The following is an 11941-nucleotide window of genomic DNA, read 5'->3' as shown; positions in this document are numbered from 1 at the left end:
AACTGAGATGTCACCCGTGAGCGCGAGGAGTGAGCTTGCGAGCCCCGCAGTCGCGAACTGAGCTGGTGCCGTGACCCAGCCTGCCCTGTTCAGCGCCGCGACCCCGGCGCCCCGGACGGCCGACTCCGGCCCCCGGTACACGCCGGTCGAGCTGGCGAAGCTGCTCCGGCTGCCCGCGCCCACCCGGGAGCAGGCGGCGATCATCGCCGCGCCGGTCGAACCGCTGCTGGTGGTCGCGGGCGCCGGGTCCGGCAAGACCGAGACGATGGCCGCCCGGGTGGTCTGGCTGGTCGCCAACGCGTACGTCCGGCCGGAGCAGATCCTCGGGCTGACCTTCACCCGCAAGGCGGCCGGCGAGCTGGGCCACCGGGTGCGTACCCGGCTCGACCAGCTCGTGCGCCGGGTCGGGCGGCGGGGCCGGGACCCGCTCGACGACCCGTTCGCGGGCGAGCCGACCGTGTCCACCTACCACTCGTACGCCGGGCGGATCGTCACCGAGCACGGGCTGCGCGCCGGGTACGAGCCGTCGACCCGGCTGCTCACCGAGGCGTCCCGCTGGCAGCTCGTCGACCTGCTGGTGCGCAACTACGACGGCGACATGACCAGCGTCGACCGGATGCCCAGCACCATCACCGACGCCGTGCTGGCCCTGGCCGGCGAGTTGGACGAGCACCTGGTCGCCCCGGACGCCCTGGCGGCCTGGACCGGCCGGTTCTTCGCCGACGTGCAGTCCCGCCCCGGCCGGGTCTACGCCGACGTGCGGAAGTCCCTCGCCCTTCAGCAGACCCGGCTGAAGCTGCTGCCGTTGGTCCGCGCGTACGCCCGGCGCAAGGAGGACTTCGAGGCGATGGACTTCGCCGACCAGCTCGCCCGGGCGGCCCGGGTGGCCCGGGACCACCCGGCGGTCGGCGCGATCGAGCGGGACCGTTACCGGGTGGTGCTGCTCGACGAGTACCAGGACACCAGCCACGCCCAGGTGGTGCTGCTCAACGCGCTGTTCGGGGGCGGCCACCCGGTGACCGCCGTCGGCGACCCCTGCCAGTCCATCTACGGCTGGCGTGGGGCCAGCGCCGGCACCCTGGACCGCTTCCCCGGCGAGTTCGCCCGCCCCGACGGCGAGCCGGCCGCAGTGCTCGGCCTCACCACGAGCTGGCGCAACCGGCCGGAGATCCTCGGCGTGGCGAACGCCCTGGCCACCCCGCTGCGGGCGGCCGGCGCCCGGGTGCCCGAGCTGCGCGCCGCGCTGAGCGTCGCCGACCCGATCCCGCACCGCACGCCGGGTGGCCTGGCCGCCGGCACCGTGCACTGCGCGCTCCTGCCGACGTACGCGGACGAGGCGGACTGGATCGCCGACAGCGTGTTGGCCGCCTGGCGCGGGGCGGCTCGGATGCCGGAGGCCCTGCCCGAGCACATCCCGGTGCCGCAGCGGCCCACCACCGCCGTGCTGGTCCGGCTGCGCAGCCAGATCCCGGCGCTCTCGACCGCGCTGCGGGCCCGAGGGCTGCCGGTGGAGGTGGTGGGCCTGGGCGGCCTGCTGGACACCCCCGAGGTGCGGGACGTGGTGTGCACCCTGCGGGTGCTCGCCGACCCGACCGATGGGGCGGCGTTGCTGCGGTTGCTCACCGGTGCGCGCTGGCGGATCGGGCCGCGTGACCTGGTGGCCCTGCACCGCCGGGCCCGGGCGATCGCCGCCGGCCGCCGCCGGCTCGCCGCCGCCGAGGAGTCGGAGATCGCCGCCGACCTGCTCGACGAGGCCACGCTGGTGGAGGCGCTGGCGGACCTTGGGCCCGCCCAGGCGTACTCGGTCCAGGGCTATGCCCGGCTGCGCGCGTACGGCGAGGAGCTGGCCCTGCTCCGCTACCGGCTGGACCAGACGCTGCCGGAGCTGATCGCGGACGTCGAGCGGACCATCGGCCTGGACGTGGAGGTGGCGGTCCGGGCCGGTCGGGACGGCACCGGCGACGCCGGCCTCGCCCGGGGCCACCTGGACGCCCTCGGCGACGTGGCGGCCCGGTTCAGCGGGGAATCCCCGGCAGCGACCCTTTCGGGTTTCCTGGCCTACCTCACCGCGGCCGAGGACGAGGAGCGCGGCCTCGCCCCGGGCGAGGTGGAGGTGGTCTCCGGCGCGGTGCAGATCCTCACCGCGCACGCGGCGAAGGGCCTGGAGTGGGACGTGGTCGCGGTCGCCGGCCTGAGCCGGGGCGGCTGGCCGGGGCCGGTGCGCAACTCCGACCACTGGCTCGGCGGGCTGGGTGTGCTGCCCTTCCCGCTGCGCGGGGACGCCGACGGGCTGCCGGAGCTGGGCCTGGCCGAGGCGGCTGACCAGCGCGCGGTGGCCCGGGCGCTGGCCGACTTCGTCGACGACTGGCGGGCGCACGACGAGCGGGAGGAGCGCCGGCTGGCGTACGTGGCGGTGACCCGCCCCCGGCGGCTGCTGCTCTGCTCCGGCTACTGGTGGGGCGAGGGGACGAAGCGCCCGCGCGGGCCGTCGGTGTTCCTGCGTGAGGTGCACGACGTGTGCCTGGACGGCGAGGCTGGGCACCTGGTCGACCGGTGGGCCCCCGAGCCGGCCGGTGACGCCACCAACCCCACCACGGAGGTGGTGCTGCGTGCCGAGTGGCCGGCCGACCCGCTGGGCGGGCGTCGTCCGGCGCTGGCCGAGGCCGCCGCGTTGGTTCGCCGCTTTCTCGCCGAGGATCCCCCGGCCTCAGCCGCCGAGGTGGCCGAGGTGGCCGAGGATCCGGAGGTGGCCCGCTGGCGGCGGGAGGCCGACCTGCTGCTCGCCGAGCGGACCGAGTTGGCCGCGGGGGCGGGGGCGGTCGAGGTGGCCCTGCCCGGCCAGATCTCGGTCACCCAGCTCGTGGCGCTGCGCCGCGACCCGGAGGAGCTCGCCCGCGCCCTGCGTCGCCCGATGCCCAGCGAGCCGAACCCGTACGCCCGGCGGGGCACCGCGTTCCACACCTGGCTGGAGCGGCGCTTCGGCGCGGACCGGCTGCTCGACGTCGACGAGTTGCCGGGCGCGGCGGACGCCGACGCGGCGCCCGACGAGGCGCTGGCCGCACTCCAGGCGCGCTTCCTGGCCGGGGAGTGGGCCGACCGGGTGCCGGCGGAGGTGGAAGTGCCGTTCGCCACAGTTATCGCCGGGGTGGTGGTGCGCGGCCGGATGGACGCGGTCTTCGCCCGGCCCGGCGGTGGGTACGACGTGGTCGACTGGAAGACCGGGCGGCAGCCCGTCGGCGAGGAGGCCGAGGCGGCGGCGGTGCAGCTCGCCGTCTACCGGCTGGCCTGGGCGGAGCTGGCCCGGGTGCCGGTCGACCGGGTCGGTGCGGCCTTCCACTACGTGCGGGACGGGGCGACGGTCCGCCCGGCGGACCTGCTCGACGCCGACGGGCTCACCGCGTTGATCGCGGGCGTGCCGGAGGCACCGCCCGCCGTCCGCCGCACCGGGCGATAAAGATTTTCGACCGTGGGGTTCCGGCGATCCGAATCCGTGGTACCGTATCCGGGTTGCAGTTTTGGTTACCAGAGACCTTGTGTGCGCCTGGCGGATTGTAGCCCCAGGCGCTCTTTGTTGTGTCCGGATGCTCTCCGGGCGGGGCGACCAGAAGCGACAGGTGGGCCGCGCATACGGGCGTGGTCCGCTCCTCCCTCTTCGGCTCGCAACAAGTGCGAGGCCGAACGTTCCGTCAAGGAGACAGAACACATGGCAATTGGCACCGTCAAGTGGTTCAACGCTGACAAGGGTTTCGGCTTCATCACCCCGGACGGCGGCGGCGCTGACGTCTTCGCCCACTTCTCGGCGATCCAGTCCTCCGGCTACCGGAGCCTGGACGAGAACCAGCGGGTCGAGTTCGAGATCACCCAGGGCCAGAAGGGCCCGCAGGCGGAGAACATCCGCCCGATCTGATCGTCGGCAGCACTGTTCCTCGGAACAGGCACGACTGTTCATCTGAACAGGCACCACCGTTCTTCGGAACACCCATCGCGCCTCAGGCGCGGTGTCGCGGCCGGTCCGCCCCGTGCGGGCCGGCCGCACCCCACCTTCGGTTCGTGCTTGTGACCACCGCGGCCCCGCCGCCGGTGCAGCGCCACTCCGGCGCCTCCTCGACACGTGCCGCGTCGAGGAAGGCTCTCGCATGACCACCGTCATCCCCTCGTTCTCCACCACCGGCCTCGCGCCGGAACTGCTCGCCGAGCTGACCGCGCAGGGCATCACCGAGCCGTTCCCGATCCAGTCGGCGACGCTGCCGGACTCGCTGGCCGGCCGGGATGTCCTCGGCCGGGGCCGCACCGGCTCGGGCAAGACCCTCGCGTTCGGGCTGCCGCTGGTGCACCGCACCGTCGGCCGCCGGGCCCGCCCGGGGCGTCCGCTGGCCCTGGTGCTCGTGCCGACCCGGGAGCTGGCCCAGCAGGTGACCACCGCGCTGACCCCGTACGCCCGGGCGGTCGGGCTGCGCATCACCACCGTGGTCGGCGGCCTGTCGCTGCAGCGGCAGGCGGACGCGCTGCGCGCCGGCGCCGAGGTGGTCGTGGCCACCCCCGGCCGGCTGCACGACCTGATCAACCGCGGGGACGCCCGGCTCGACCAGGTCGCCGTGACCGTGCTCGACGAGGCCGACCAGATGGCCGACATGGGCTTCCTGCCGCAGGTCACCAAGCTGCTGGAGCAGGTGGCCGGCGACGGCCAGCGGATGCTCTTCTCCGCCACCCTGGACGGCGGCGTCGACAAGCTGGTCCGCCGCTTCCTCACCAACCCGGTCTCGCACTCCGTCGACCCCGGCACCGCCACGGTGACCGCGATGACGCACCACGTACTGCACGTCGACGCGGAGGACAAGCCGGCCGCCCTGACCCAGATCGCGGCCCGGGAGGGCCGCACCATCCTGTTCATGGGCACCAAGCACCGCGCCGACCGGCTGGCCCGCCAGCTGCTGTCCAAGGGGGTGCGCGCGGCGGCTCTGCACGGCGGCAAGTCCCAGCCGCAGCGCACCCGGATCCTGGAGCAGTTCCGCACCGGCCAGGTGACCGCGCTGGTCGCCACCGACGTGGCGGCCCGGGGCATCCACGTGGACGGCCTCGACATGGTGGTCAACGTCGACCCGCCGACCGAGGCGAAGGACTACCTGCACCGGGGCGGGCGTACCGCGCGGGCCGGCGAGGCGGGCACCGTGGTCACCCTGGTCCTGCCCGAGCAGCGCCGCGAGGTGTCCCGGTTGATGGCGACCGCCGGAATCCGGCCGCAGGCCACCCAGGTCCGGCTGGGCGACGAGGCGCTGGCCCGGGTCACCGGGGCCCGGGAACCGTCCGGGGTGCCGGTGACCATCGTCGTCCCGGCTCCGGACCGGCCCGCCTCGGGCGGTGGCCGTGGCCCACGTTCGTCCCGTCCCGCCGGTCAGTCGCACGCCGCCGGGACCGCCGCGACCGGGGGCGCGTCGCGCGGCGCCCGCCCGTCCGAGGACGGGGCGGGCGCCGACGGCCGACGCGCCGGGCACCGCGCCTCGGGTCGGTCGCGCCGGCCGCGTCGTCCCCGTACGGCCTGAACGGCTTCTCCGCGGTCACCGATCGACGCCTGACCCGTCCCGGATCTGAGTCGCCGCGCGCCTGAATTGTCCCGCGCCTGAGTCGGGAATCAGGCAGGGTGGGGTCCGATCGGTGACTGTTCGGCAGCCTCGGCGTGGTCGATGCTAGCCGTGGGGGAACGCGGGTCGGCGGGGTCGGCCCACTGGGGGAGGGGTTGACCATGGCGTGCAACGCCGAGTCGGGGGCGCTGCGGGAGTTGACGGTGGTGCTGGCGGTCGCGGGGGCGGGGCTGGCGCTGGCCACGGTCGCGGCGTTCTCGCCGTGGCATCCCACCCGTGGCGGCCGGACACCGGCGGGGGTGGTGGGGCTCCACGTTCCGGGGGGAACGGGCAGCGACCTCACCGCCTCCGTCGTCCAGGAGACCGAGGAGTCCGCCGGCTGATCCCGTACGGCGCGACGGCCTCGACCGGGTGGCCGTGCCGGCCGGTCAGCCCGGACGGCGGACCGTGTCGGGTCAACCGGGGCCGGTCAGGGGCCGCCGACGGGCCGGGCCCTCAGGGCGTCCGGCATGTCCCGGCTCGGCCTGTCGTCGAGGCCCTCCCGGGTGAGCAGGTCGGCCAGGGTGGTCCGGTCCACCACCAGGGCGATGGCCCCGTCCACCGCCAGCCACACGTCGCGCAGCCCGGTGGCCACCCCGTGGTAGCCGGAGTGCCCGGCCGGCAGGCCCCGCACCGAGGTGAGCGACCCGCCGACCGCGCGGAGCACGTCCCCGACGCTGATCTCGGCGGCAGGGCGGGCCAGGGCGTATCCGCCCTCGGTGCCCCGGTGGCTGTACAGCAGCCCGGCCCGGCGCAGGTCGAGCAGGATGCCCTGGAGGAAGCTCAGCGGGATGGCCTGGCCCTCGGCCAGGACCGCCGCCTTGACCAGCTCGCCGCCCGGCTCGGGGGAGACGCCCCGGGCCTCGGCCCGCCGGTCGCCGCCGGTCGAGGCGGCGACGGCGAGCATGGCCCGGAGCGCGTAGTCGCTGCGTGCGGAGACGTACACGTCACTGCCCGGCCTGGTCCAGTACGCCCCAGCGTCGGCGGATCGACCGGTCCGCCGCCCCGAACGCGGCGTCGACCACCAGGCCCACGACCAGGATCACGATCATCGTGGAGAGCAGCCAGGGCGCGTCGGACAGCTCCCGCGAGTAGGTGAGCTGCGCGCCGAGCGAGGTCTGCGAGATGCCCACCACGATCAGCTCGCCGGCCATCAGGCTGCGCCAGGAGAAGGCCCAGCCCTGCTTGAGCCCGGCGACGATGGCGGGCAGGGCGGCCGGGGCGATCACGTACCGGTAGAGGTTCAGCCCCCGCGCGCCGAGGTTGCGCCCGGCGCGCAGCAGCAGCGGCGGGACGTAGTCCACGCCGCTGATCACCCCGTTGGCGATCGACGGGGCCGCGCCGAGCACCACGACGAAGAAGATGGCCTTCTCGCTCAGCTCGAACAGCAGGATCGCCAGCGGGAACCAGGCGATCGACGGCATGGTCTGCAACGCGGTGATCATCGAGCCGATGGCCGCCCGCAGCACCCGGGACCGGGCCACGGCGAGCCCCAGCAGCAGGCCGACCCCGACGGAGAAGAGGTAGCCGAGGGCCGCCCGGCGCAGGGTGGTGGCCATCCCCTCCCAGAGCTGCGGACCGCTGACCTGCCGGAGCAGCTCCTGCCCGACGGTGGCCGGCCCGGGCAGCGAGTACGGTGGCCAGAACCCGGCCCACACCACGGCCTGCCAGGCGCCGATGGCGATGGCGAGCGCCGCCACCTTCGGCCAGGTGGACGCCCAGATCGCCGCGGCCCGGGTCGTCGTCTTCTGCCGGCCGGCGATCTCCAGCGCGTCGAGTCCGGAGATCTCCGCGTCGGCGCGCGGGGTGCCGGCGATCGTGTCACTGGCCATGGCGGCCCACCTCCGTACGGAGCTTGTCGGTGACCTCGGCGGCGATGGACGCGATCTCCGGGGAGTCGATGCGTCGCGGCCGGGGCACGTCGACCCGGGTGGAGTAGATGATCCGGCCGGGCCGGCTGGAGAGCAGGATGATCCGGTCGGCGAGCCGCGCGGCCTCCCGGACGTTGTGGGTCACGAAGAGGACGGTGAGCTTGCGCTCGGTCCAGATCCGCTCCAGCTCGTCGTGCAGGAGGTCCCGGGTCATCGCGTCGAGCGCGCCGAACGGCTCGTCCATCAGCAGCACCGGCGTGTCCAGCGCGAGGGTGCGGGCCAGGGCCACCCGTTGCCGCATGCCGCCGGACAGCTCGTGCGGGCGCTTGCGGGCGAAGTCGGCCAGGTGCACCGTGCGCAGCAGTTCGGCGACCCGCTCCCGGCGCGCGGACCGGGGCATGCCGCGCAGCTTCAGCGGCACCTCCACGTTGCCCTCGACGGTGAGCCAGGGGAACAGGGCGGACTCCTGGAACATCAGCCCCGGGTTGACCCCGTCGCCGAGCTCGATCCGCCCGCCGCTGATCCGGTCCAGGCCGGCGACGAGGTTGAGCAGGGTGCTCTTGCCGCAGCCGGAGGCGCCAACGAGGCAGACGAATTCGCCGGGCGCGACGTCGAGGGAGACTCCGTCCAGGGCGAGGACGGCGCTTTCGCCGTGCCCGTACACCTTGGTGACGCCGTGCAGCGCGACCGATCCGGTCGCGCTGCGTGGCGTCGTCGTGGTCGACGTCATGGTTGGGCGACCTCGGGCTTGCCCTGGGCCTTGAGCACCTCGTTGAGGTACTTCAGGTCGTAGAGGCCGTCCAGGTTGACCGGCTGGGTCAGCTCGACGGCGACCGCGTGGTCCAGGCCGGTCTTCAGCGACGAGGCGATCGGGTCGTTGGTGAACTCCAACGTCGGCCACGCCTGCTTGATCAGTTTCACGTCCAGCGGCTTGCCGGCGATCTTGCCGATGTGGTCGGAGATGGCCTGCTGCGACTCGTCGGGCCTGGTGTTGACGAACTCGTTCGCCGCGACCTGACCCTCGACCAGCTTCTTCACCACGTCGGGGTGGGCCTTGAGGAACTTGGTGGAGACGATCAGGTTGGTGATCACGAACTTCTTGTCCGGCCACAGGTCGCGCTCGTCGAGCAGCACCTTGCCGCCGGCGTTGACCAGCCGGGAGACGAACGGCTCGGGCACCCACGCGCCGTCGATCGCGCCGCTGGTGAACGTCTCCACGGTCTGGGCGTTCTCCTGCGGGACCACCTTGACGTCGCCGCCGCCCTCCTTGGTGGCGGTCAGGCCCTTCTCCTTGAGCCAGTAGCGCAGCGCGACGTCCTGGGTGTTGCCGAGCTGCGGCGTGGCGATCTTCTTGCCGCGCAACTGCTCGACCGAGGTGATCCCGGGCTTGACGACGAGCGCGACGCCGCCGGACGCCGCGCCGGAGATGACCCGGACCGCCTCGCCCTTGGACTTGGAGAAGGCGTTCACCGTCGGGTTCGGACCGATGTACGTCGCGTCGAGCGCGCCCGAGAAGACCGCCTCGATGGCGGCCGGGCCGGCGTTGAAGGTCTTGGTGTCCAGCTTGACGTCGGCGCCGAGCTTCTCGGCGAAGATGCCCTTCTCCACCCCGACCACGGCCGGGGCGTGGGTGATGTTGGGGAAGTAGCCCAGCCGCAAAGTCACCGGGCCGGAGTCGCCCCCGGCCGCGCCGTCGTCCTCGCCGCATGCGGCGGTGACGCCCAGGGTCGCCGTGCCCACCACGGCGAGGGCGGCCAGGGAGAGCGTCCGACGGAAGGGGAGCCGTCTCATCGTCTGTCCAATCCGAAGTATTCCTACTTAGTTGGTAGGAAGAGTGGGGCAGTGTTCGGGTGGCGTCAAGGCCCGTCCACATCGCGGGATTCACGCTCGAAGTTATTCCCGGTTTTCCTACCTTCTTGGTAGGTTCTCCGGCGTCCCTCGGCCGGGTGTCGGGGGCGGCGGAGAGGCGGTCGGCATGACCTTCCACTGGTTCCTTCCCACCTCCGGCGACGGGCACCAGGTCGGCGCCGCCACCGTCGCGGCCGGCGCGGCTCAGCACGACCGGGCGGCCACCGTCGGCTACCTGACCGAGGTGGCCCGGGCCGCCGAGGCGGCCGGCTTCGCCGCGCTGCTCACCCCTGTCGGGTCCGGCTGCCCCGACCCGTGGATCGTCTGCGCGGCCGTCGCCCAGCACACCGAACGGATCGGCATGCTGGTCGCCGTGCGGGCCGGATTCGCGCTGCCCACCCTGATCGCCCAGCAGGCCGAGGCGTTCCAGTCGGTGTCCGGCGGGCGCCTCGCGCTCAACGTCGTCACCGGCGGCGACCCGGCCGAGCAGCGGGCGTACGGCGACTTCCTGGACCACGACGCCCGGTACGCGCGGACCGGCGAGTTCGTCGAGGTGCTCCGCCGGGCCTGGCGCGGGCGCCCGTTCGACTTCGCCGGCGAGCACTACCAGGTCGCCGGCGGCGGGCTGACCGCCCCGCTCGTAGCCCCGCCGCCGGTCTACTTCGGCGGCGCGTCCCCGGCCGCCGAGGCGGTGGCCGCCCGGCAGGCCGACACGTACCTGATGTGGGGCGAGCCGCCCGCCGCGATCGCCGCCCGGGTGGACCGCGTCCGCACCCGGGCCGCCGAGGAGGGGCGGACCCTGCGCACCGGGATCAGGCTGCACGTCATCGCCCGCCCGACCGCCGCCCAGGCGTGGGCGGAGGCGGACCGCCTGCTGGCCGGGATGAGCCCGGAGCGGATCGCCGCCGCGCAGGCGCGGTACCGCCGGATGGACTCGGTCGGCCAGGCCCGGATGGCCGCCCTGCACGGCGGGAACGCCGACGGGCTCACCGTCGCGCCGAACCTCTGGGCCGGGGTCGGCCTGGTCCGCGAGGGCGCCGGCACCGCGCTCGTCGGCAGCTACGCCGAGGTCGCGGCCCGGATCGACGAGTACGCCGCACACGGCGTCGACGAGTTCGTCCTCTCCGGCTGGCCGCACCGGGAGGAGGCGGATCGGGTCGGCGCGGAGGTGCTGCCCCGGGTGACCGCCCCCCTCGCCGTGGGCCCGGCCCCGGTGGGCTGAGCCGGCCTGCGGGAGGTCGCCGCCGTCGGAGGCGCCGACGCGCTAGGGTCGGTCCCGTGGCGGCGCGGAGATCGAGAATTCCAGCGACGAAGTATCCGGTCGAGCGGTTCACCCTCGACAACGGCCTGCGGGTGGTGCTCACCCCCGATCGCAGCGCCCCGGTGATCGGGGTGGCGGTGGTCTACGACGTCGGCATCCGGTCCGAACCCGAGGGGCGTACCGGCTTCGCCCACCTCTTCGAGCACCTGATGTTCCAGGGCTCGGAGAACCTGGAGAAGCTGGCCCACTTCCGGCACGTGCAGGGGTCGGGCGGCACCTTCAACGGCTCCACCCATCACGACTACACCGACTACTACGAGACCCTGCCGAGCAACGCCCTGGAACGGGCGCTGTTCCTGGAGGCCGACCGGATGCGCGGCCCCCGGCTGACCGAGGAGAACCTGCGCAACCAGGTCGACGTGGTCAAGGAGGAGATCCGGGTCAACGTGCTCAACCGCCCGTACGGCGGGTTCCCGTGGCTGACCCTGCCACCGGTCATGTTCGACACCTTCCCGAACGCGCACGACGGCTACGGCTCCTTCGACGACCTGGAGTCGGCCACCGTCGCCGACGCGGCGGACTTCTTCCGCCACTACTACGCCAGCGGCAACGCCGTGCTCGCGGTCAGCGGGGACGTCGACGTGGCCGAGGCCACCGCGCTGATCGAGCGGCACTTCGGTGACGTGCCGGCCCGGCCCGCCCCGCAGCGCCCCGACTTCGACGAGCCCGACCTGACCGCCGAGCGGCGCTCGTCGTACACAGATGCGCTGGCCCCGCTGCCCGCGGTGGCCGCCGCCTGGCGGGTGCCCGACCCGATCACCGACTTCACCGGCTACCTGCCGTACGTGGTGCTCGCCGAGGTGCTCACCGACGGCGACGCGTCCCGGCTGGTCGAGCGGCTGGTCCAGCGGGACCGCGCGGTGACCAGCCTCGGCGGGTACGTCGGCTTCATGGGCGACCCGTTCGACACGCGCGGCCCCACCGCGCTGCTGCTCCAGGCGCACCTGCCACCCGGCGGCGACGTGGACAAGGTGCTGCGCACCTTCGACGAGGAACTGGACCGGCTGGCCACCGACGGCCCCACCGACGGCGAGCTGGCCCGCACCCAGGCCCGGATGGCCACCCACCTGCTGCGCGACACCGACGCGGTGCTCGGCCGGGCGCTGCGGATGGCGGTGCTGGAACAGCAGCGCGGCGAGCCGGGCCTGCTCAACGAGCTGCCCCGACTGGTCGGCGAGGTCACCGACGAGCAGGTCCGGGCCGCCGCCGCCACCCTGCGGCCGGAGCGCCGCGCGTCCGTCGAGGTCATCGCAGGAGGTGCCCGGTGAGCGCGAGGAGTGAGC

General features: G+C 74.1%; 10 protein-coding genes. 6 read left to right on the top strand and 4 right to left on the bottom strand.

Annotation, left to right across the window (positions count from 1 at the left end; translation table 11 throughout):
- Positions 1 to 70: 70 nt before the first annotated feature.
- The 4 genes from GVV04_RS06440 (at position 71) to GVV04_RS33900 (ending at position 5962) form a co-directional block, all read left to right on the top strand.
- Positions 71 to 3454 (top strand): ATP-dependent helicase, encoded by a 3384-nt coding sequence (locus GVV04_RS06440; RefSeq protein ID WP_161685541.1) that lies wholly within the window; start codon positions 71 to 73, stop codon positions 3452 to 3454.
- A 249-nt stretch (positions 3455 to 3703) separates the two neighbouring features.
- Entirely contained in the window at positions 3704 to 3907 is a 204-nt protein-coding gene (locus GVV04_RS06435) for a cold-shock protein (protein WP_161685538.1), read from the top strand.
- A 229-nt stretch (positions 3908 to 4136) separates the two neighbouring features.
- The gene (locus GVV04_RS06430) at positions 4137 to 5540 is read left to right on the top strand and encodes a DEAD/DEAH box helicase (RefSeq protein ID WP_161685535.1); all 1404 of its coding nucleotides are present in this window, start codon (positions 4137 to 4139) and stop codon (positions 5538 to 5540) included.
- 200 nt (positions 5541 to 5740) lie between these two features.
- Positions 5741 to 5962, top strand: a complete 222-nt coding sequence (locus GVV04_RS33900) for a hypothetical protein (RefSeq protein ID WP_161685533.1) — start codon at positions 5741 to 5743, stop codon at positions 5960 to 5962.
- 86 nt (positions 5963 to 6048) lie between these two features.
- Here GVV04_RS33900 and GVV04_RS06420 read toward each other — a convergent pair whose 3' ends face one another.
- Genes GVV04_RS06420 through GVV04_RS06405 form a run of 4 tightly spaced genes read right to left on the bottom strand, consistent with a single transcriptional unit; the run spans position 6049 to position 9280 of the window.
- Positions 6049 to 6564, bottom strand: coding sequence for an RrF2 family transcriptional regulator (locus tag GVV04_RS06420; protein WP_161685530.1), 516 nt, complete (start codon positions 6562 to 6564; stop codon positions 6049 to 6051).
- Position 6565: 1 nt separating this feature from the next.
- Complete coding sequence (locus GVV04_RS06415) at positions 6566 to 7450, bottom strand: ABC transporter permease (protein WP_161685527.1); 885 nt, start codon at positions 7448 to 7450, stop codon at positions 6566 to 6568.
- Entirely contained in the window at positions 7440 to 8219 is a 780-nt protein-coding gene (locus GVV04_RS06410; RefSeq protein WP_161685524.1) for an ABC transporter ATP-binding protein, read from the bottom strand. Before GVV04_RS06410 ends, GVV04_RS06415 begins: the two co-directional genes overlap by 11 nt.
- A complete protein-coding gene (locus GVV04_RS06405; protein ID WP_161685521.1) occupies positions 8216 to 9280 on the bottom strand; it encodes an ABC transporter substrate-binding protein in 1065 nt (354 codons plus the stop codon). The genes GVV04_RS06410 and GVV04_RS06405 overlap by 4 nt, the downstream gene beginning before the upstream one ends.
- A gap of 184 nt (positions 9281 to 9464) precedes the next feature.
- On the opposite strand from GVV04_RS06405, the gene GVV04_RS06400 reads away from it, so the two are divergent.
- Together GVV04_RS06400 and GVV04_RS06395 are read left to right on the top strand one after the other, a co-directional pair.
- A complete protein-coding gene (locus tag GVV04_RS06400) occupies positions 9465 to 10559 on the top strand; it encodes an LLM class flavin-dependent oxidoreductase (RefSeq protein ID WP_161685517.1) in 1095 nt (364 codons plus the stop codon).
- A 56-nt stretch (positions 10560 to 10615) separates the two neighbouring features.
- The gene (locus GVV04_RS06395) at positions 10616 to 11926 is read left to right on the top strand and encodes a M16 family metallopeptidase (protein ID WP_161685514.1); all 1311 of its coding nucleotides are present in this window, start codon (positions 10616 to 10618) and stop codon (positions 11924 to 11926) included.
- Positions 11927 to 11941 lie beyond the last annotated feature (15 nt).

Source organism: Micromonospora rubida (assembly GCF_009908295.1).
GTDB lineage: Bacteria > Actinomycetota > Actinomycetes > Mycobacteriales > Micromonosporaceae > Micromonospora > Micromonospora rubida.
Note: the sequence above shows the minus strand (reverse complement) of the source record. Positions and strands in the feature narration are given on the sequence as shown.